Source organism: Pedobacter zeae, from assembly GCF_014196715.1.
Taxonomy (GTDB): Bacteria; Bacteroidota; Bacteroidia; order Sphingobacteriales; family Sphingobacteriaceae; genus Pedobacter; species Pedobacter zeae.
Map to the genome: position 1 here is coordinate 172,922 of NZ_JACIEF010000003.1, position 21,422 is coordinate 194,343.

Annotated in this window: 15 protein-coding genes; 2 read left to right on the forward strand and 13 right to left on the reverse strand. The window is 40.7% G+C overall.

Annotated features, from left to right (window positions below; translation table 11 throughout):
- Positions 1-20 precede the first annotated feature (20 nt).
- The gene (locus GGQ60_RS13690) at positions 21-1,034 is read right to left on the reverse strand and encodes a LacI family DNA-binding transcriptional regulator (protein WP_183765255.1); all 1,014 of its coding nucleotides are present in this window, start codon (positions 1,032-1,034) and stop codon (positions 21-23) included.
- A gap of 292 nt (positions 1,035-1,326) precedes the next feature.
- Between GGQ60_RS13690 and GGQ60_RS13695 the strand changes: the two genes are divergently transcribed.
- Entirely contained in the window at positions 1,327-1,686 is a 360-nt protein-coding gene (locus GGQ60_RS13695; RefSeq protein WP_183765257.1) for a response regulator, read from the forward strand.
- Between the two features lie 617 nt (positions 1,687-2,303).
- Here the strand turns inward: GGQ60_RS13695 and GGQ60_RS13700 are convergent.
- Positions 2,304-2,663, reverse strand: a complete 360-nt coding sequence (locus tag GGQ60_RS13700; RefSeq protein ID WP_183765259.1) for a DUF6717 family protein — start codon at positions 2,661-2,663, stop codon at positions 2,304-2,306.
- Positions 2,664-2,728: 65 nt separating this feature from the next.
- Between GGQ60_RS13700 and dinB the strand changes: the two genes are divergently transcribed.
- Positions 2,729-3,829: a DNA polymerase IV gene (dinB, locus tag GGQ60_RS13705; protein WP_183765272.1), complete on the forward strand. Its 1,101-nt coding sequence runs from the start codon at positions 2,729-2,731 to the stop codon at positions 3,827-3,829.
- Between the two features lie 501 nt (positions 3,830-4,330).
- On the opposite strand, the gene GGQ60_RS13710 is transcribed toward dinB, so the two are convergent.
- The 11 genes from GGQ60_RS13710 to GGQ60_RS23175 all read right to left on the reverse strand — a co-directional run bounded on the left by GGQ60_RS13710 (position 4,331) and on the right by GGQ60_RS23175 (position 21,418).
- Positions 4,331-6,805, reverse strand: coding sequence for a glutaminase family protein (locus tag GGQ60_RS13710; protein ID WP_183767186.1), 2,475 nt, complete (start codon positions 6,803-6,805; stop codon positions 4,331-4,333).
- A gap of 287 nt (positions 6,806-7,092) precedes the next feature.
- Entirely contained in the window at positions 7,093-7,926 is an 834-nt protein-coding gene (locus tag GGQ60_RS13715; protein ID WP_183765275.1) for a PKD domain-containing protein, read from the reverse strand.
- 13 nt (positions 7,927-7,939) lie between these two features.
- Positions 7,940-9,376, reverse strand: a complete 1,437-nt coding sequence (locus GGQ60_RS13720; RefSeq protein ID WP_183765278.1) for a PA14 domain-containing protein — start codon at positions 9,374-9,376, stop codon at positions 7,940-7,942.
- A 30-nt stretch (positions 9,377-9,406) separates the two neighbouring features.
- Positions 9,407-11,104 carry a DUF4983 domain-containing protein gene (locus GGQ60_RS13725; protein ID WP_183765281.1) on the reverse strand — a complete coding sequence of 566 codons (1,698 nt, stop codon included), beginning with the start codon at positions 11,102-11,104 and terminating at the stop codon, positions 9,407-9,409.
- 35 nt (positions 11,105-11,139) lie between these two features.
- Positions 11,140-12,759: a DUF5008 domain-containing protein gene (locus tag GGQ60_RS13730; RefSeq protein ID WP_183765284.1), complete on the reverse strand. Its 1,620-nt coding sequence runs from the start codon at positions 12,757-12,759 to the stop codon at positions 11,140-11,142.
- A gap of 34 nt (positions 12,760-12,793) precedes the next feature.
- Positions 12,794-13,534, reverse strand: a complete 741-nt coding sequence (locus GGQ60_RS13735) for a fasciclin domain-containing protein (RefSeq protein ID WP_183765287.1) — start codon at positions 13,532-13,534, stop codon at positions 12,794-12,796.
- Positions 13,535-13,550: 16 nt separating this feature from the next.
- The gene (locus tag GGQ60_RS13740; protein WP_183765290.1) at positions 13,551-15,071 is read right to left on the reverse strand and encodes a RagB/SusD family nutrient uptake outer membrane protein; all 1,521 of its coding nucleotides are present in this window, start codon (positions 15,069-15,071) and stop codon (positions 13,551-13,553) included.
- A gap of 11 nt (positions 15,072-15,082) precedes the next feature.
- Positions 15,083-18,229 carry a SusC/RagA family TonB-linked outer membrane protein gene (locus tag GGQ60_RS13745; protein WP_183765293.1) on the reverse strand — a complete coding sequence of 1,049 codons (3,147 nt, stop codon included), beginning with the start codon at positions 18,227-18,229 and terminating at the stop codon, positions 15,083-15,085.
- 22 nt (positions 18,230-18,251) lie between these two features.
- Positions 18,252-19,343 carry a DUF5007 domain-containing protein gene (locus GGQ60_RS13750; RefSeq protein WP_183765296.1) on the reverse strand — a complete coding sequence of 364 codons (1,092 nt, stop codon included), beginning with the start codon at positions 19,341-19,343 and terminating at the stop codon, positions 18,252-18,254.
- Between the two features lie 36 nt (positions 19,344-19,379).
- Entirely contained in the window at positions 19,380-20,489 is a 1,110-nt protein-coding gene (locus tag GGQ60_RS13755; RefSeq protein WP_229685117.1) for a discoidin domain-containing protein, read from the reverse strand.
- A gap of 11 nt (positions 20,490-20,500) precedes the next feature.
- Complete coding sequence (locus GGQ60_RS23175) at positions 20,501-21,418, reverse strand: RagB/SusD family nutrient uptake outer membrane protein (RefSeq protein WP_373284817.1); 918 nt, start codon at positions 21,416-21,418, stop codon at positions 20,501-20,503.
- Between the last annotated feature and the right edge of the window lie 4 nt (positions 21,419-21,422).

The window sequence follows — 21,422 nt, forward strand, 5'->3', positions numbered from 1 at the left end:
CTCATTTTTTAAGCCGTTTTTTAGTCATTTCTGGTCGAATTCCGCTTGATGATTTTAGATGTTAAAACCACCTCATTTGACGGGCTTTTATCGGCACGATCATCCAAAATAGTAAACAGTAATTTAGCCGCTTCTTCTCCGATTTCGGTAGCGGGCTGAGTGATGGTGGTGAGCGAAGGGTTTAGCAAAGGAGCAATTTCCAAACTGGAGAAACTGATCACTTTTAACGCTTTTGGTATGCTGATATTGAGATCGTAACAGGCATAATAAGTAGCGAAAGCCAAACGCTCTACAGAGGTAAAAATACCATCTGGCTTTAATTGCGTTAAAGCCTCTTTGATGATCACGCTATTTTCTTCATAACTGTTGCTGCAATCTACAATCAGGTTTTCTTCAAAGGGAACCTGGTGTTTAGCCAGTGCATCAAGATAGCCTTGCATACGGGTTTTACCTATTGATAAACTTTTATTCACCACAAGGTAAGCAATTCTGGTACAGCCCTGCTCTATTAAATGTTCTGTTGCCAGAAAACTGCTGTTATAATCGTTTGTAATTACCCTTGGCGTATCGATGTCTTCATAAATCCGGTCGAAAAACACCAATGGTAATCTTTTACTGCCAAATTTATTAAGGTAATTATGATCGTCGGCCTCTCCCGAAACCGACATGATAATGCCATCGGCCCTACCATTGTGCAGGTGGCGGATGAAAGTTACTTCCTTTTGATACTCATCATCCGTTACATAAATTAGAATATGGTACCCATTTTCACGGGCTACGCGTTCAATACCATGAATGGCCTGGGAGAAATAATTATTTGCCAGTTCGGGCACAATAACGGCAATGGTTTTGCTTTTCTGCTCTCTTAAATTACTGGCATAGTGGTTGGGCTGATAGTTCAATTCTTTCGCCTTAGCCAATATACGCGCCTTGGTAGCACTATTTATATCACTGTTATCTCTAAAAGCCCTCGAAATTGTAGAAGTAGATAAATTTAATGCTTCCGCTAATTTCTTAATATTAATGCTGTCCATTTTTGGCTGTTAAACCCAATTAGTTTGAATAAACGCCGTAAATATAAACTATAAATGTCCAAAATATTTGATAAGCTTAAAAATTGTACATTTCGTGTTCCAATGACACATCCAGAACCCGGCGCTGTAATCCGGCAGCAAAATAGTTTAACCGGCGTACCGGAATTTATTTAAATAAATATTCATTTTTTTTAAAACAAAAAGCATCTTTGCCGCATTAATAATTTATACGCTACCGACCATCTTCTCATTTACCGGTTGAAAAACAAACGATATGAAATAAAATTACAAAATGGGAAATAAGAAAATACTCATTGCTGACGACGACGAAGGAATTGTTGATGCTGTAACAATGATTCTGGAAGTGATGGGTTATGATGTTGAATTTACGTATGATGGTGGGGCGGTTATAGATGCAGTAAAAAACAAGCCGGATCTGATTATGCTGGATATCTGGATGAGTGGACATGATGGCAGGGATATCTGCAGGCAGCTTAAAAATGATCCTCAATATAAAGAAATCCCCATTTTAATGATCTCGGCAAGTAGAGACATCCGGCAATCTGCGCTGGATGCAGGTGCAAATGATTTTATGGAAAAACCATTTGAAATGGACTCGTTACTGAACAGGGTAGAAATTTTATTGGATTAGCGCACTACCACTTAGAAACTTTACTTCCAATTCATTTCAAGGTTTTTTGCATGATAATCCGCTTAATCATTTCCTGATTTTAAACACTAATCGATATTTGGAGCGCAGCACTTGTACACTACAGAGCGTTTGCTCCCGTTTTCCGCTTTTACGCTTTCCCGAAAGTTCGGGATGCCTCGTTGCTGCAGGGTAATGCTCCAACCGGGTCCAGGTTGGCCAAAACAGCATTTCATTTGTGAGGTTGCAGCGTGCACCAACCCTTGTTCATAAACCTGATTGAGCGGAATAGCCCGAATCCCGATTTAAGCATTCATAATTTTGTTTATCGGTATGCTTGCTTGTTCCACAGGTTTCATCGGGAGAGGACTATAAGCGAAAGCAGGACTGCAAACCGCCAAGAACCACAAACTGCTCATTTCCTGATTTGAAACACTAATCTATTTGGAGCGCAATGCTCGTGAAAAACAATAGTTATCTCATTGTTTTGCTGCAGGATAACGCTCAATGCCCTTGGTTAATAGATCCGGGAACGAGTTCTTCATAACGAAAAGCGCTTAAAATAGATTTGTTTTAAGCCGAGACACTAACCTTGAACCATTAATAACAGCACACTCACTTTAGTATTTATTAATTTCTTTAAAATAAATCTTTTCGGGCAGTTGTTTAAAAACAAACTCCGTTACATGGCAAAGCCAAATTTTGTGATTTTTAAATTCTTTCCTAAATGTTTCCAACAGGTAATCGCCACCACCGCCCAGATTTTCTTCCCGAGCGTACACCAGATCTAAAATTTCAGCATTTTCAATCGGCTCATCAGCCATTAATAATGTACATTCATTTTCGGCTGCGGCTATCCAGTTCAACAGTTCGTCAGCCCCTTCTACCATTTGTAAATCTTCAATGGCACCGCCCCATTCGGGTATATCGGCATACCATTCGTGTTTGGCATTTTTATAAAAACGAATTGCTCTCTCCATATTATGTAAAGAAAAAAAATCCAGCCCAATAATTCTGATAAAAATCGCGAAATTTAGATCATTGCATGTCTGATACAATTCCACCGGTTTTAAGAAAAATAATCCACATCGATATGGATGCATTTTATGCATCTGTAGAGCAACGCGATTTCCCCGAGTACCGCGGAAAACCCTTAGTGGTTGGGGGCAAACCGGATAGCCGTGGAGTGGTTTCTACAGCCAGTTATGAAGCCCGTCAGTATGGGATCCGTTCGGCAATGCCATCGAGTAAAGCCTACCAGCTTTGCCCAACGGCCATTTTCGTATATCCACGTTTTGATGCCTATACCGCGGTTTCGAAAGCAATCAGAGAAATTTTTAGCCGTTATACTGATCTGATCGAACCCCTTTCATTGGATGAAGCTTACCTGGATGTAACGATCGACAAACTCGGAATCGGATCGGCTATTGATATTGCACAATCAATTAAAGATGCAATTAAAAATGAGTTAAACTTAACCGCTTCGGCGGGCGTATCGATCAATAAATTTGTGGCTAAAGTAGCATCAGACATGAACAAACCTGATGGTTTAACTTTTATTGGTCCATCGAAGATTGAAGCTTTTATGGAAAAACTGCCGGTAGAAAAGTTCTTCGGGGTAGGCAAAGTTACCGCGGCCAAAATGAAGGCCATGCAGATTAATACCGGTGCAGATTTAAAAAAACTGACGGAAGCACAACTTATTGCCCAATTCGGAAAATCGGGGAGCTTTTATTATAAAATTGTACGTGGGATAGACGACCGGCCTGTTCGTGCAAATCGCGAAGCAAAATCGGTAGGTGCTGAAGATACTTTTTCTGAAGATACCAACGAAGATGCCGTAATGCATGATCTGCTGAAACAGATCAGTGAAACCGTGGCCAAACGTTTAGAAAAATACCAGCTAAGTGGAAAAACGGTTACCTTAAAAATCAAGTTTGCTGATTTTAAACTGATTACGCGCAGCCGCTCTTTCGCTACACCGATTAACAAAGCTGCAGTAATCTATGCTGAAGCCATTAAACTTTTGGAAGAGGCGGCAATCGGCACCACCCAGGTCAGGCTGTTGGGCATCACCTTATCGCGGTTTTATGATGATGTGGAGATAGAAAAACCAGAAAGCAATCAACTGGAGTTTGAGTTTTGATAGTTAAACATCAACATTGTTAGTCTGAGCCTGTCGAAGACCCTTACCAGTCGAAAAAACAAAAAATATTTGTCCTTCGACGGGCTACCATTGACAGATCCCATAGAAGAATCGTCTTTACAATAAATTATCTCTCAGGATGACAAAACTTTTTTGTTTTCGACTTAACTTAATCACATTGGGGTAACGCTACAACCAGGACTAAATGGCCAAAACAGTATTTCATGTTCGGGGTTCCGGGATGCAGAAACCATTGTTAATAAACCCGACAACAGCGGCAGCCTCCGATTTTTCATCGGAGCTATAGCGCATGGCGGGACTGAAAACCGCCAAGAACCAGAAGCCATTCATTTCCTAATTCTAACAAGTACTAAATAGCGCTTTTCCGCTTGTATACATCAAGCTTTTCATTCGTCTTTAAGAACACAATTGGATGGAAATAAAAAAGGTCCTGCAAATTAATGCAGAACCTTAGATTGTTAATTTAATGGACGTGAGTTATTATTTACCATTTAATTTATCGGCAAGCATTTTCATATAAAAACCACCCACTACACTCCTGGCTTTAAAATTATCTCGGATACCGGTATTCGAATCATAAAAATCGTTCAAAGGCACTCTTGATTCTGTTTCGACAGCGTGTTTATAAACCGGGTGCACCAAAGCTTCGAATTCTTTTTGGGTTGGCGCAAAAGTGGCTGTCCATAAAATCCAGTCGTTTTTGGTATAGGCTTTTCTGCTATCCAATGGAATACCGTACTTGTTCTGTTTGGTAAGGTAATATTTGGTTTCGGTATCGTAGATTTTCTGTGGAAACAGGTTCAGGTTTAATACTTTATCCCAAACCAGGTTATATTTCTGGCTCCAGGTATTCTTATTGTCAAAAGTTAGCGCATAATGATCGCCCGCATCGGCCATTTCTATCCATTTTGGCACCATACTCTCTGCAATAGCCCGGTATTTCTTAGCTACATCATCATAACCTAACGTTTGGGCTATTTGGGCATAAGAGGCGATGCCAACTATTGCTTTTACCGATAAGTTAGCGTTACGAGCCAGGTGACCGGCAAAATCATCGGTGCATAACTGTGTTTTTGGGTCCAAGCCCTCTTTGGTCAGATAATCAACCCAGGTGGTTAAGGTTTTCCAATGTGCTTTTGCGTAATTTGCATTTCCCTGTGCTTTGGCGATCGCAGCGGTTAAAATAATCATGTTACCTGACTCTTCAACCGGCATCGGCTCTCCATAAGTTTGTCCGTTGGCCAATGGATAGGTTCCCAGATCGTGTGCTGCCCAAGGGTGTGGATATTTTCCGCTTTCGCTGAAATAGAAAATTCCATTCAGCATACCCTTTAATAAATCAGGATTATAAATCAGGTAAAGCGGCGCAGAAGGATAAGTTACATCAACCGTATTGATAAACCCACCGCTATTGTTTTCTTTAGATAACCATAAAATTTCACCCTCTGGGCTCTTAACCAAAGTATGTGCAGCAATGCTCTGGCGATAGCCTAAAACACATAAATCAGCATATTCTTTACCGCCTGATTTTAAGGCATCGGCATATAAAGCCTGGTTGAAAGCTTCGCACTTCGCAATCACTTTTTTGTACTCATCAGCCGCCGCCGTTAATTGTGCCTCGATGGTTTCTTTACCTGAGGTATTCCACCATGGCCTTAAATTTTTATTAAAATATTGAACACTATAAATCTCATCATAACCCAGTTCAACATATTTTTCTACCGCAGCTTTACCCACCTGCCCGAAAGGAATAACGGTATTTAGGGCAAGCATTTTACCATTTTTAGCTGTCGAGGCCGAATTGCCTTTTCTAAAAGCGTCAGCCGCATCTTTTTCGGCCGTTACAAATTGAACTACATTACTGGTTTTTGGCGCGGCTACATAAAAATAACCCCAGTCTATACGCATATCGTCGCTCGCCTTTTGAAGAACCGGCTGTTCTACGGTACCCGTTTTTAATACCGATAATTTGGAGGTGCTGTATTTTGTGGTGGTTACCTCTTGCGTAGGACGATATACCGCAATGTTTGATGATGCACTCAGGTATACTTTTACCTGGTGTGTTTTGCCATCATTCGCCTTCGCCTGGTAGGAAACGTACGAAACCGGACGTGCAAACAAACCCAGGTCGTTCATTAATAATGGCGATGTAAAAGTTAATTTCAGGTCTATTTTACCACAGGTAAAGTTATAGATTGTTTGCGTGGCATTAATATCGACACTTTTTTGCTTGGCAACCTGTACTTTTTCAGCATTATCTTTAAGTTTATCAACCAAGCCAAAATCAAGAAAACGGCCACCGGCAGTATTCTTCAGGTGGATGGCCATTACATTTGATCCGGCTTTTAATGCACTTTTATCGCTATTGCTTAAAGCAATATATTTGAAATCATTCGTCCAGCCTTCTTTCGTATAGATTTTCTTTCCATTTAGGTAAACCTCGATATTATCGTCGTGATTGATCTTTAAAAACAACTCGTTTATTGATAAAGGATTATCGACGTTAAAGGTCCTCCTTACCCATATATCATTCGATTTCCATAAGGTTTTCACATTTTTAGCATCGTCCCCTATCGGTGCATAACCTGTTTGCCAGTTACCAGCTGCATAGTTTGCAGCTTTCCAATCGCCCTGAGGTTCAGTTTCTGTATATTTTATGTCGTAAGCTTTTTCATCGGATGCAGGCACAACGGTTTTATAGCTGGTGCTTTCTTTACCTAAAAAGCGATAAATGTTGCCATCAACATTTATCATCCCTAGAAGAGAATGATCGGCACCCGTCCAATGCTGGGTTGCAGACTCATTTAATTTATCGGTGGTAGACCAGATACTGAAATAGGTATTGTGCGTAATTAAGGGGTAAGCCGGAGCCTTCCGTTCTTGTGCTTTTAGCAAACTGCCTATAAACATGCAGCCCAATATGCCTAAGAATTTTAAAGTGTTGGTTTTGTTCATCATGTATGTGTGTGTTGAAATCTGATTTTTATATGTTGGTTAGATTTAACGCTAGTTAAACGTTTTACTAAAGTATAAAATATAATCTACTTTTGGCAAGCGTTGGCAAATTTTAATTGTCTAAACGACATTTAAAACATCGTTTTCAGCTATTTTAAGCATTTAATTTTTAGCAGCGCCTCGGTTTTGTAACCTCATCGTTATCTAAACCCGGCTTTTTCCAAACTAAAAATACATGAAGTGGTTAAGCTTCATGTATTCTTAAACTAATCTGGAGCGCCAATTACTTAAGGCTGTTTTTTATTGATGGTCCATTCGGAGAGCTGAAATACACGGCTCCCACGGTTTGCTTTGATATAAAGACGATAGAATTTATAGGCTACAAAGTTGTCAAAATAATACCTTTTGGTCACACGTCTTTCACCCGAATTGGCCCATGGGCAGGTGGTTACCGTATGTAAGTCGGTATATTGAATACCATCTATTGATCCCTGTAAAATCCAGTACCGGGGGTCTCTGTCTTCAGCATCGTTTCCTGAAGTTAAGGTATAGGCGCCAACTACCTGTGGTGTTGTCAGTTCGAAAGTACATCGCTGCGTACCATCAAAACCGGCCTGCAAAAATTTGGTGGTAATGTCTCCATCCACCAGTTTTTTTGATCCCTCAGCAGAATTGGGGCCGGCACCGGCTTCCAAGTTTACTGAGAAAATACCGCCAACCGTCTGCATATAATTTTCGCCGATTTTTGTAGGGTCGAAATTGGGATCAACAATATTTAAAATCACTTCTTTTGCAGCAGAATAACCCTGGCCATTCCTGGTGGTTAAGGTTACCTTATATTTCCCGGGGAAGCGGTAGGTATGTTTTGGATTGACCAAAACCGAAGTACTGTCATCTCCAAACTGCCACAATAAAGTTTTATAATTGGTAGAGGTACCCGTAAACTGGTACTCTAAAAATTTTACCGTATCTGGCCTTACATATGTAAAACCTGCGGTTGGTTTAGGTTCGTCCACTACTGGTACAACCTCTTCTGCATCTTTTTTACACTTTACAGTAGTAATGATAATAAGTATTAAAAGAGATAGGATACTGAATAATCTTTTTACGTTATTTTTCATATCTGATTAATATTTAAGGCGTTGGAAATAATTGAGATTTTGGAATTACCCTTTTTGATAAAATATTCGGAACTTCGATTTCCAGATAAGCTTGCTGCCCGCCTACATTTTCGCGGTGATGCGCTTCAATGGTATAACGTTTTCCGCGTTCCAGAAAAATGGTACCCTTCCGGGTATCTTTATCCCATTGGGTATTATAATCATCTACCAGAGCCACCCCATTTACATATAATCTTGAGCCATCATCCCAGCGGGTCTGATAAAAAGTATAAGTACCACGTACGGGTGCCAGGAATTCACCTTTCCATCTACTGGCAAAGTTATCCCTGCTTAATTGCGTTCCGGCTGCATTTTTGACGTTGTCCGGCCATCCATCTCCGCTAAAGTTAATGGTCTCATCTATCCTGGTTACAAATGGTGCGCGCCCGTCATCCGGATCTAACTGGGTATTGGTATAATATTTAGCGGTTAAACCAGTGCCGTTTCCTGTAATGTAAGAGTTATTATCCAAATTTACATTGGGGTCTACCACCACAATTAATTTGCTCTTGATCGGGTGAATGACGTGGTTGCTTGCCTCACTAATACTAAAGGCGAATGCAAATTTCTTATTGGCAACAATGTTGGCATCGAAAACCGGCCATGGGATCTGAAGCCGCACAACGGCACTCGAAGCGCCGGTTGCAAACCGAACCAAAGTATCAACGCTATAATCTTTAGCCGCCAGGTGTATGGCATCTGCAGGCAAAGTCCCTCTGCCAACCAGTGTAGCAATGGTGTCAATATTTTCTTTGATTTTAATATTAAAGGCCGTTGATGGTTGGTTTTCTAAATTTACAATAAGTGGAATGGTTACTCCGGCAGGCCCCACAATGTAATCGCCTTTATACACCACGTTGTAGGTTCCACCATCTTTTAAAGTCAAATAGTGCAGATCAGCAGGTTTTAACAGGTCGGATGTGTTAATGATAACCATGATGGTAGACTTGCCTGCGGCTATTTTATTTCCTTTACCAGGCGCCGAAAGTTTGAGGGCAAAAACAACTTTTTTACCATAATTGCGCTCCAATACCGATCTGCGAACAGTGGCCACACCTTCGCTTTGATCGGTTCCATAAGCCACATTAATCACATTGGGATATTCTACCCCCGCAGATGGCATCAGAATGGCGTTCGTAATGGTTCCGTTATTAATTAACTGGGTAACGGTATCATTATTTAAAGTTAAACCTACCTGAAAAGCTTCTTCTGCAACGCCTGTTAAAGAAATTTTAAAAGGAACTTTAACATATTCATTATCTATGGAAACATTTCCCGCAACGATGCCTTCGCCTGTTATGCTCCTGGTATTGGGATCGGGTAATGTTAAATCTTCTATTTGTGATTTATTGCATGAATAAACACCGATAATGGTTAAACTTATCAATGCGATATATATAATTTTTTTCATTTTATGCTGTTTAAATGATCATCAAATCTGTTACTGATCTAACCAAACGCGGCCATCGAGCCCCCAGGTTTGTTTATTAGCTATCTTTAACCAGTTTATAACCTGTGCCGGAATATCTGATGTTTGCGGCACAAATATGGCCAGCGTTTCTGGTGCCGGCGGGCAGATTAAATCGTTAAAATTTTCCCACGTATAGGTGCCCTGAAATTTAAAATCATGTGCCTGAGAACTGATATCTGCCATGATATTACCATTGCCATCTGTTGCAGGCCAGTACCCTACCAGAAAATTAAAATACGGGTGACTTTGGTCGATTGACGTTTGACAGGCATAGTTGCCGATCATTCCATCCGGAACAGAAAACTTGAAAAAGCGGATGTCGCTCACATATACATCAGGCGTGCCGTGGCCATTTCCATTTAAAAATCCCAATTTTAAGGGATTAGAATTGGCCAGCGAGCCTGAAGGGGTAATCTCGAGTTCGTTATTAAAGGTACCATTGGTATAAGTACGCACAAACCGCTGCCCGTTACGCACTTCTATTTTCGCTGTTAAATTGGTCCACTTGCCTTTGGCAAAACTTCCACCCCTGCATTGGCGGTAATCTCCGTCTTTGGTACCACGCCACTCAAAATACCAATAGTCTTCTTCTAAATAAATTACCCAGCCTACGCTCGGGTGGCCGCTAGACCATTCGTTACGTTTACCCAGAATACTCGGCCAGAAAAACTTGTCTTCGTTCTTTTTAACCTTAAGTTCTATGGTCACTTTTGTGGTATCATCTATATTGTAAACATCAGCGTCAGCGGCGTCAATTTGTGCCCTGATGTCTTGCCCTTTAAAACGGATGGTTTTGCCTAAATACCTGTTACCCGTAAATGGCTTGGTTAAAATTCGTTTGTTGTAGGTTGGCGCATAATAAATGACGAAAGCGTTTACTTTAGGCTGGCTAAAAATAGTTTGGTCGTCGGCGTTTGCGGGTAGGGTATATTGCCCGCCTGCGCTTGATGCAATAACCACCAGCCATTGTTCATTGTTATAATTAGGCCTTTTCTTTAGTGCAGCCAGGATTTCACCTACACTGGTATCAAATTTTTCGATCGCTGCTTTATAGGCCGGAAAAGAAACATCATATCCGGATGCTGCCCCTGCGGCATTAACCCCGGTAAAATGACCGACAATAACGGATGCAGTATCTGTGTTGATGTTGTTGATCAATCCAGCTTTAACCGCATCATCATCTGCCACCAGGTTACTTGCATCGGCTCCTGTGTTTAACGATTTAAAAACTGCTGAAGGGGTATAGGTCACAATTTTCGATTTTGCACTGGCCTCTTTAATCCTGTTGAAGATAATCGGGTAATTCTGCAGATTGTTGTTGGTTAATGCATCGGTAGTAACCTTATGTTTTTCCTTTTTTACCCCGGTTAACATATTTGCCCAATTGGTTGCATTTGCCGTTGCTTCAGGATCACTTAAACCTACCCAGGTGTAGATCGAATGCGGTAAAATGGCATCTATATTTGGCGTGTTGGCATCTAAAACCGATTGCCCCCTTGCGCCATCAACCACCAAATAAAGTACTTTTCGGTTTCCGTATTTAACCGTTGTGGTATCACTTGCATCCCTATCTCCAATGGTTCGTTCGAATTCTTTATTGCAGGAAAATATAGTTGTGGTGGTTATTGCAGCGATTAAGCCAATCAATAATTTATATTTTTTCATCATACTCATCTTAATTTATATCTGGTTAGCTGAATCTATTATTCGATGGTTACCCTAATTATGTTGTATAATGGTAAATTATCAAAACGGCTAAAACCACCGATCAGCAAGAGTGCTTTTTTACCATCTGCCGATTTGGTTTCGATGACATCAGATAAGCTGCCACTAAACGGACCTGTAGAATTGTATCCTTTTGCCAATGTTCCCGTGGGGGTTAAAACCATAAAACCATTCCTTGTAACACCATTGTATTTAATAAAATATCCGCTTACTACAATCAACCCATTACTGAGTTGCTTTGCAAAATTAGCTTGCCCACCTTCAAAGGCCATCGATGTGAATGATTCATCTAAGGTTCCGTTATCATTCAAAACGGCAACACCTACTGCTGCTTTACCATTGTAACGGGTAAAACTTCCGGTGATCACATATTTTTTTGTGGTTACATTATAAGTACAAGAATATATGGCATTATCGGCCCCTGTACCGGGTGTAAAAGTAGGATCAATGCTTCCGTCAGAATTTAGTCTCACAATGCGGTTGGCTTGCTGACCATCGAAAGTGGTAAAATTACCAAACACCACCAGTTTTTCCAGCTTCTCTGCCTCGGTATGCATGTAAGTATCCACAGGTCCGTTTGCACTTTCTTTCCCCTTATTGGTAGCGGTACTGAAACGGAATGTTTTATCGAGACTACCATCTAGATTAAAGCGCAAAATCTGGCGGATCTCTGTACTATCCAAGATTACCGTATCCCTTGATAAATCGTAATTAAACTTATCGTAAGTTCTTTTTACATAATACCTAAAATCGCCTGTGGCCAAAATTTTCCCCTGATGTGCATACACACGGTTAATAAAACCGTTGGTGCCTCCATTAAACCTCGGAAACCATTTCTGCGTTACGGTATCGGTAAGCGTTGGTTTCTTTTTTGTTTGAATTTTTATCGTATCAATTGCCCCGCTGGTGAACAAACTGGTAATATTGCTGATGTTTTCGGTACGCTGGTTAAATCCGCTAAAACCACCTGCTATAATAAAACGCCCACCAATTTCCAAGATCCTGGCTAAACTACCGTTGGCTCCTCTTCCGGTGCGGAAAGTGCGGTCGTATTCTCCGTCAAGCGAAGTTCTCGCAATCCTGTTGATGGGAACTACACCGCCCTTGTTATCAAAATTGGTGAAATTACCCACTACGATATTCCTTCCATCAATCATTTCATATACCTGACTTACGAAACCGTTGGTGCCAGCTATGGCTTTAAAAGTAGGATCAATCTTAATAAGTCCCGTTACGGTAAAAGTTGGCCCAATAAATAACTGATCACCAATGGCGATTGAGGTTACACCAGTACTACCGCTTTCTGGTACTTTAACCGTAATTTCGGTAGCAGTTACACTAACTACCTCAGCCTTTTCGCCATTAAACATAAAGGTTAATTGATTTTTATATTGATCAAAACCAGAGGCTTTGATCACTACAGATGTACCTACGATGCCTGCTGCGGGTACAGGTACATCAGTTTGTGAAATGGACACTCCTAACGGCGATTTAGCATCAGCATATGGATCGGGGATCACATCATCTGCCTTTTTACACCCTTGAAAGCTAAAAGCCATCAAAGTGATTATTGCGAATATTAATTTAATTTTTTTCATCGTTTAATTTCTTAAGGTAACACCAGATGTGATTTTATTTCGAAGAATCAGAAGGCGTTAGCCCACTGTAATACACATCATTAAAAAAATCACTCCGGTTAAATCCAAAGTAAGCTCCGCCAATCAAATCGTTAAAGGCCAAAGCATGTACCACACCGTTGGTGGGTTTTATATCAGATGATGATACCTTATTGATATACCAATTATCATTCGGTTTGGAGGCATCAGGAATGTAGGTTAAAACCAATTGGCGGTAACCAATGTATTTGATGTTATTGGCGGTACCGTAGGTTACTCCAATGTTTGAAATATTACCGCCAAGGGAATAATACAGGCCTCCCGGATAAACACTTTTAACATCAAAGTCTATCTGCTGATAATCTTTTAACCTGTTCACACCTTTAAACATGTACCGCTGCAGATATCTCTTCCAGATAAGCGGACTAATCTGATCCAATGTTTTAACGGTATCTTTTCCCGAATAAAAAAGGAAATTATTTAAACCATTGGTTCTGATTGTTCCGATTGTTCTTTTGATTACATCATCATCAGGCGCGAAAAAAGTAAAGTCTTCGTTAGAGAAGGTGCTTTCCATACCCGCCAGCTTTACGATTTTGGCTATGGTATCAAAAGGCACTTTTTTAGCCTGCAAATATTGGAGCATGTTCCCATTAAAGTTGGGATTGGCCAGGCCTCCATCACGATAATATTCGTCACGTTTACAAGCATTTAACACAAGCAATAAAGCAGCACAAGCAAAAATCAGCTTTTTCATATCTCTTTTATTATAATTAATTACCACCATTAACCCAGTAATCATTCAATTTCATAAATGGGTTGTTGTTTAGTGCATTTTGGTTAATTGGCCAGGTCCAGGCACCACGACTAAATTTATCGGATGTAAGCACGTTGTACGAATACTGACTGTTTAAAATCCGCTTCGTTCTAACCAAATCGAAGTAGTGATGCCCTTCGCCGATCAGCTCCCTTGAACGTTCGTAAAAGATAAATTCCTTCAGATCTCCGTTTGAAGGAGTGTATGGAGATGCACCAGCCCGGTTTCTAACCATATTGACCAGTTTTATGGCTTCGGCATCTTCATCGATATTAGCCAGCGCTTCTGCCGCCAGCAGGAGTTCTCCCCCATACCTGAAAATCATAAAAGTATTGTCAGGATTGGCATCTTCCTCGCCCACGATAAAAGAATTCTTGGCATATTTTAACATCATGAACTTGCCATTGTCGGCAAAAATATCTTCATTAAACCAGGTCGTGATCCTTTTGTCGCCCCCGTCCTGAAAAAGTTTCTGCATGTATTCTCCCCGGTAGTAAGCAAAACTTACGCGGTGGGTATATTCGGGTCTTTTATATGGGTAATGCAAAAACATATCGGCTATAGGTGCCACATTCAATACGGCATCGCCATAATTTATACTCTGATAAAATTCGAATAAACTTTCATCCGAACGGCCTTTGATCACTGTTGACCAATCTGAAAGGGGTAATAAGCGATAGGCATTGCTCGCCACCAGTTCCTTTCCCAAATCTGCCGTAGCCTGATAATACTTTCTGGCATTGGCTCCATCGAAACCTGCATTCCACATGTTCATCTCCATCATCAAAGCAATGATACTGCCTCTGCTTGCGCGAACACCTTTTAAAGCAGGATCGCTATAGGTAAATGGAATCTGATTTTTATAACCGTTTAAATCGGCAATACACTTATTTAATACGGATACAAAGTTTTCGCGGGGTAGTGATGTAGAGTGAAATGCATCGGTATAATACACCACATCGCCGTATAACCGTACCATGGTAAAATAACAAAGCGAGCGGATAAATGCAGCTTCGGCCTTAAACTGCCCTTTTTCTGCTTCGGTAATGCCGGGAACCCCTTCTTCTAATTTAGCGATCAGGATATTGGCGCCTTGAATTGCACGGTAATAACCGGTCCAATCTGTTATTCTGTCAAAATTGTAGTAATCCCAGGGTTGCCCTCTTCTGATCAGGTTTAACAGGTCGTTTCTACCCAGATATTCTACATATTCGCGAGAGGGGGCATTATCAGATTGGCTTTCGTGCAATACTTCGCCTGATCTGTATTCTCCAACCGCACCAACATAGTGTGTTTCGTTTATTTTGCTAAAAACAATCCTCGACAAATCATAAATATTGGCAACCACATCTTCTTTAGACTGGAAGTAGTTGTTCCCTGTTAATTTATCCAGAGGCTGCACATTTAAAAACTTTTTACATGAAGGCAAGCAAAAACATGCTGCAATAACCAAAGTGTAAATGATAACTTTTTTCATAATAAATATTTTTAGTTGCCTGTATTAAGTTCTAAATTCAAACCAATGTTATAGGTACGCGGCACAGGATAACCGTTGGAAATATCGCGGCCTAAAGCGGTTACGTTCTCCGGATTGGGACCGCTATACTTAGAAAAGGTGATCAAGTTATTGGTTGAAGCAAATATCCTTAAATTGGCCAGTCCAAATCTTTGGATCATCTTCTTATCGAACATATAAGAAAGTGTGAGGTTATTAATTTTCAGATAGGTGCCACTCTCCTGCCACAAGGTTTGATCGGCCCTTAATGGCTGAATGTTTCCATAACGGCTAAAATCATAAGGATAAGGGTATTTAGCTACATCGCCGGGTTTTTGCCAGATATTTAAATCGCCTAAGGGCACTACAGCATTTAGCGCATAAGGATCTCTCATAATAGCAATACGATCAGCAAGGGCATTATTTAAGATTGTTCTATCGGCGGTATAACTGGCATACACGTTTAAACCCCATTTTTTATACCTCATGGTAAGTGATAAACCACCTGTTAACAAGGGCTGTGAGTTTCCGGTAATTTCATAATCCCGGCCATCCAGAATATAATCGCCGTTTACATCTTTTAAAATCGGGTCTCCACCATAAAAGAAGGTGTTGTTCGTTTGATACCTTTTTCCGGTAACCGGATCTACCGGTACATCAGCATCTGTTTTGTATACGCCCTGGTTAATCCGCAAATAGTTTGACAGGGTATTTCTGCCTACGCGGAAAACATTATGCTGCAGGTAGCCAGACCCATCGAAGCGGATGTATTGCCCGTTATACTCTTCAGGCAATTTTAGCAGCACGTCGCGGTTATAGGCACCGTTTATCGAAAAAGACAGATCAAAATCCTTACTGGTAATGGCTTTTACAATTAAGTTAACCTCGGTACCATAGTTAGCGATACCTAAATCGTTACTCGACAGTTTGTTAAAACCTGTAGTATTTGATAAAACGCGATCGAACAACAGATTATCTACCTTTTTGAAATAACTGTCTACAACGATCGAGAATCTGTTCAGGAAGCCAATATCGAAACCGATGTTGTACTGACTTGTGGTGGTTGGTTTTAACGCCGGATTTGGAATTAAATCGTAATTGATACCAATGGTTTGTGTATTGTTGTAATTGCCATTGAGGTTATAAATACCGTAAATACTTTGAAGATTACCAGTAGGCACAATGTTTTGGCCCCACGTTAACCTTAAACTACCATAGTCTAGCCATTTCTGATCAATTAACCAGTTTTCTTTGTTAAAATTCCATCTTAAACCAACTGAAGAGTTTTTAGAATACGGATTTTCTAAACCACTTAAGGAGGTTCCGTCTAAACGGTAAGAGAATTCAGCCACATATTTTTTGTCGTAATCGTAAGAAAGTGATCCTGCAAAAGAAGCAATTGTAGCATTTTTATAGCTACTTAAAACCCCACCTCCCCTGGAGTAATAACCATCAAATCCAACTGGTCCCTGAAGCTGATCATTGGGGATTCTTTCCTGCCTGCTTATAGACGATTGGGCCCCTTGTTTATAAATTTCGTTAAAGGTATTGATGAAGAAATTGTGCTTTTCGCCTAATGTTTTAGCATAGGTAATGGCATTTCTGTTATACAGCTGGAAATTTCTTCCGTTATAATCATAAAGTTTGGCAAACGATCCGTTGGCCGCCGCCGGCGTAAATGTAGTTTCAGTATCTGATGTATAATCGTAACTTAAGGTAGAAGAGGCTGCCAAACCAGGTATAAACTCATAACGGGCATCGATATTTGCCCTTAAATTTCTGGAATTATTATCGTTCAGCGTTTGCAAAGCAGACAGAACCCCACCCGAAGCCTGGTAAAAAGACGGAGGAGGCAAGAGTGTTGACGCCTGACCGTTTGAAGCCACCCCCGATTGAAGCAGGCCGGCACCGTTACCTTTATTCTGCTTACCTACCGAACCATTAATGAAACCGAAAAACCTAAATTTATCGTTCGGTTTAAACTCCATGTTCATGTTTAAATTGTAACGATTGTAACCGGTGTTTTTAATTACGCCTTTTTCGGCATAATAACCCATATTGGCTTTGTAATTAAATTTTTGGTCGCCACCATCTAAAGCCAGGTTATGACTTTGGTTAAAGGTGGTTTGATAAAATACATCCTGCCAATCGGTAGAGTTATTGTAATAGGCATTTAAACTATCGGCAAGAAAAGGCGTATTGCTAATTCCCCTGATCTGGTTAATGTTTTCCGCGTTTAAAATAATCTGCTGGATTTTTAACTGGCGTTCTGAATTACCGCCTAATGTTTCACGTAGTTTGGGAGGCGCATTCACAAAAAAATTCGATACGTACTTAATACGTGGCACTTTAGAGTTACCTCTTTTAGTGGTGATGATGATTACCCCGTAAGCCCCTCTGGATCCGTACATGGAGGTTGCCTGCGCATCTTTCAGGATCTGGATATTTTCGATATCTTCCTGGGGGATCAACGAGAGCGGACTCACCCCGGGACCCTGTGTCTGAAAACCAAACTCTGCTGCTTTATCTGCATCTAAAGGCACACCATCGATAATATACAGTGGCGATGTTGGCTGTAAAAACGAATCGTTACCACTACCCGAGATACTTAAACTGGATAAACCACGGAGCTGTACAGATCCCCTAAAACCTGGGGCACCTGTGTTGTTCTGGATATTTAACCCCGGAACCTTACCCTGTAAAAGCGTTTCGATGTTTGATACCGGCACATCAGATACATCTTTACCGCTAAGTACCGTTACCGATCCGGCGGTTGTTTCTTTTGGCCTGTTCTGGTAAGCGACAATAATTACATCATTCAGGTCTTTACGGTCTTCGCTAATGGTAACCGTAATATTGGTCTGACCAGTGATTTTGGCCGATGCAGTATTGTATCCTAAAAATTTAAATAGAAGTGTTGCGCCAATAGGTACGTTAACCGAAAACTTTCCATCGCCATTGGTTTGCGTTAAGCCTTTATTGGTGCTTTGTAAAATAACAGATACACCTGGTACGCCCTGTTTTGTATCTTTATCAAGTACCCTGCCATTTACAATAATGTTTTTTTCTTGCGAATAGGCATTCGTACAACAGATTATACATACCAGAAGTAATGCATATAAAAGTATATTTCTTTTCATCGTAATTAACTTTATTGATCAACTATTCGTTAGCAAATTTTGGGTTCTCAGTTTTGAAATGAAAGACGATTTCCCAGTCGCCAGCCTTGTAAATAGCGAAATCGACACCGAAATTGGCTACTGTACGTGTACCTCCAAAACCAATCCGGGAGTAACTCAGTTCTGCCTTTGCCCTCGATCCGCCCTTGGCGTAGGATGTAGGGATTTCTACCAATGGAATTGGATAAGCAACATCGTATTGAACATATTTGTCGGTTTTTTGGATATTGAACCCATGGATCATCTTATCCCAAACCGTTTCATTGAAAAACTTCGGATCAATCGGTAAAGAATCTTTGCCCAGAACCACAATACGTAACGAATGGCCATTACCGCCTGAGGCAAGCGGCCGGATGTACACAACCGCATCTTTTTTATCATTATTGCTCACCAGGTTTAAATTGGAAGTAGCGCCAATCACATTATTCAGATAAGGCCGGATGTAATCTCTCAGTTTTTTATCTAACGGAAATTTCGGATCAGGAGCAGGCAAACCGGTGTAAGCATTAAAATCATTCGATGGTTCGTAAGGGCGCTCCCTGAAAGGCCTGATCTGAAAATCCCTGATCAGGCGCTCGCCACCCGAATTTTTAACTTTTACATCAAAAAAGCGGGTATCCTGCGAAAAATTGGTACTGTCTGACGGACGAGGCTTAAGTATCTGATTGGTTGCCGATGGCCACAAAATGAACTCACCGGAGGAGCGTATTTCGAAAATCGGATGTGTTTCGATTTTCCTTTTGGCCTCAATCTCTGCCAGGCTTTTTTCTAAACCGGTATAAGGGGCCGTCCATACATAAGTGGGCGCCGTTGTAAAAAGATCGTTCACCGGCCTTCCATCTCCAAACCGCACGTTTACAATTTCAAACGTAATCGGATTGGTTGAGTTATCGCTGTTAAAGCCGCCGATCAGGTTGGTTCTTCCGATTATGGGTTCCAGAATTTTATTGCTAAAATTTACATTGTTGCTGATATAATCTTTTTCATCAGGCAAATTGAAAATCTTTTTACAGCTGCTGCAAAAGGTTGCTGCAAGTAAAAGGAGCACCAAATATTTATATATGATCGATTTCATCGGGCTATTTATTTTTAGATTTTTATTTCCCATCACTTATTTCGTTTTGTTTATGGTAAATTCAGCCAACTGGAATGTGCCGCTGTTTCTGAGCTCGGTAATTACAATGCGGTAAAATTTGTAGGCAACTGTATTTGTACACCTGAATACCTTTTGCTGATACCTTTCTTCAAAAAAGAAGTTCGATCTTCTATCCAGTTCTACCCAGTTCGAGCCGTCCATCGAGCCTTCGTAAGTCCATGCTTTTGGGTCTCTTTCGTTGGCATCATTTGCAGATGTTAGGGTATATACCGACGAAACAGCCGGTGTTTTAAGTTCAAACCGCATCCATAGTTCGCCCTGTAAATCGGCCAGGAATTTAGTATGGTCATCACCATCAATTACTTTTCTCGAATTTTCCCCGCTGGTTATCCCTCCTCCATTTTCGCGGTTGGATGAGAATATGCCACCAATTTCGAGGTAAAGGTTTGGTGGTGGCGGTACAAAAGTTAACCGGGTAACAAACTCATTAAAACCGAATACGTGATCGGCACTGATTACATGCACAATGCCATTTTTGGTTCTGATGTTATTTGACGATGTGGTACTGGTTGCCCAGTTACGAACAAATTTGCTTTTTTTGGTGTTGTCGAAATTAATAATCTCCGGCCCGGCACCAACCTGCCCGGAAGCCGATATTTTGGTTACACTGGCATGCATGGGATAACCAATACGTACACTTTTTAAGTCTAAACCATCCTGAAGTTTTAATGAGTCGGTTGTTTTCTTGCCTCTTATAATGTAGTACGAGGTCATTGTATCCAACTGAACCGCATCAATATTGGCTAAAAAAAGCGGATCTTTATCTGATAGTTTCCTTAATGTATTTAAATTCCGTAAAGCCAATTGAAAGCTTGGATTGCTTACAGCAAACAGCGTAACATTGCTATCAGTTAATGTTTTTTTCAAACCCATCCTGTCAATCGCCACAATAAGTGAATCGAAAACACCCGGTTTGCTTTTTAAATAATCGTATGTATTACCGGCATAGGTTACATTCTGATCTGGTGCATCATAAAATCCTCCATTCTTTTTGCAGGCTGAATTGATTAGCGTTAGCAATGACAGGATTGCCAATGCGCCTTTATATTTTATTGAATTTTTCATATCCGTGATCATTAGCGCCAGTAAGCATTTTGGGTTAATAAACTATTTTGAGAGAGGAGCTTTCTGGATATTGGCCAATAGATGCCACCAGAATTAATGAGGTTCATGAATTTGGCGTCGTTCTGTTTAATCTTGTTATAACGGATCAGATCATACCACCTGGAGCCTTCGCCCAACAATTCGCGGTGGCGCTCCTCAAAGATCAATTTGATGACATCGCTGGTATTGATGGCATAGCCTTCATCGTATCTTCTCGACATTACCAATTGCAGTTCATTTATCGCTCCCTGTTGATCGCCCAGTACAGAAAGCGCTTCAGCTCTTAATAAAATAATATCTTCTAAGCGGGTAAAAACCAAGGCGCTGGTAAAATACCTGAAGTTTGGATCAGTGCCTCCGCCCTGAATTACTTTGATTTTACTGAAAATAGGATACTTACCATTGAGGTTGGTAAAATATCTTCCATCGTATTTGGCCTGTCCTAAAGTATCAACTGCAAACCGCTGATCTTTTGCGACATTGAAATATTTCAGTATCGAATCTTTCGGAAGATAGATATCCGGTACTGATTTAGTCATTACCGGTTCAGCTAAAGTTAACTCTTCAATATGGCCGGTTGATGAACCATCTACATGGCCATAATCGGAATTGAAACCGAACATCTGCCTGGTATTTTTATTGTAGAAAAATCCATTGGAGTTCGATAAATCGGTACTTCCTGTAAAACCGCCGGCACTTCTGCCATAATTATCTTCAACAAATTTGGCATATTTAGAAACGTTCGTATAATCGCCATTCCATGCGGCCAGATGAGCTAAAACTGCATATGCGGTAACTTTTGTAGCCAAAGCGCCACCCCATCTTCCTGAATTTTCGTTGTAATAATCTGTTGGCTGCTGCACGTCACCACCGCTGTAAATAAATGGCATATCA

What these genes read in the sequence shown, in the direction of transcription:
- GGQ60_RS13720 (WP_183765278.1), bottom strand. Translation starts at nt 9,376, where the DNA reads ATGAAAAAAATTATATATATCGCATTGATAAGTTTAACCATTATCGGT.
- GGQ60_RS13755 (WP_229685117.1), bottom strand. Translation starts at nt 20,489, where the DNA reads ATGAAAAATTCAATAAAATATAAAGGCGCATTGGCAATCCTGTCATTG.
- GGQ60_RS13695 (WP_183765257.1), top strand. Translation starts at nt 1,327, where the DNA reads ATGGGAAATAAGAAAATACTCATTGCTGACGACGACGAAGGAATTGTT.
- GGQ60_RS13700 (WP_183765259.1), bottom strand. Translation starts at nt 2,663, where the DNA reads ATGGAGAGAGCAATTCGTTTTTATAAAAATGCCAAACACGAATGGTAT.
- GGQ60_RS13735 (WP_183765287.1), bottom strand. Translation starts at nt 13,534, where the DNA reads ATGAAAAAGCTGATTTTTGCTTGTGCTGCTTTATTGCTTGTGTTAAAT.
- GGQ60_RS13730 (WP_183765284.1), bottom strand. Translation starts at nt 12,759, where the DNA reads ATGAAAAAAATTAAATTAATATTCGCAATAATCACTTTGATGGCTTTT.
- GGQ60_RS13690 (WP_183765255.1), bottom strand. Translation starts at nt 1,034, where the DNA reads ATGGACAGCATTAATATTAAGAAATTAGCGGAAGCATTAAATTTATCT.
- dinB (WP_183765272.1), top strand. Translation starts at nt 2,729, where the DNA reads ATGTCTGATACAATTCCACCGGTTTTAAGAAAAATAATCCACATCGAT.
- GGQ60_RS13725 (WP_183765281.1), bottom strand. Translation starts at nt 11,104, where the DNA reads ATGATGAAAAAATATAAATTATTGATTGGCTTAATCGCTGCAATAACC.
- GGQ60_RS13740 (WP_183765290.1), bottom strand. Translation starts at nt 15,071, where the DNA reads ATGAAAAAAGTTATCATTTACACTTTGGTTATTGCAGCATGTTTTTGC.
- GGQ60_RS13715 (WP_183765275.1), bottom strand. Translation starts at nt 7,926, where the DNA reads ATGAAAAATAACGTAAAAAGATTATTCAGTATCCTATCTCTTTTAATA.
- GGQ60_RS13750 (WP_183765296.1), bottom strand. Translation starts at nt 19,343, where the DNA reads ATGAAATCGATCATATATAAATATTTGGTGCTCCTTTTACTTGCAGCA.
- GGQ60_RS13710 (WP_183767186.1), bottom strand. Translation starts at nt 6,805, where the DNA reads ATGAACAAAACCAACACTTTAAAATTCTTAGGCATATTGGGCTGCATG.
- GGQ60_RS13745 (WP_183765293.1), bottom strand. Translation starts at nt 18,229, where the DNA reads ATGAAAAGAAATATACTTTTATATGCATTACTTCTGGTATGTATAATC.
- GGQ60_RS23175 (WP_373284817.1), bottom strand. Translation starts at nt 21,418, where the DNA reads ATGCCATTTATTTACAGCGGTGGTGACGTGCAGCAGCCAACAGATTAT.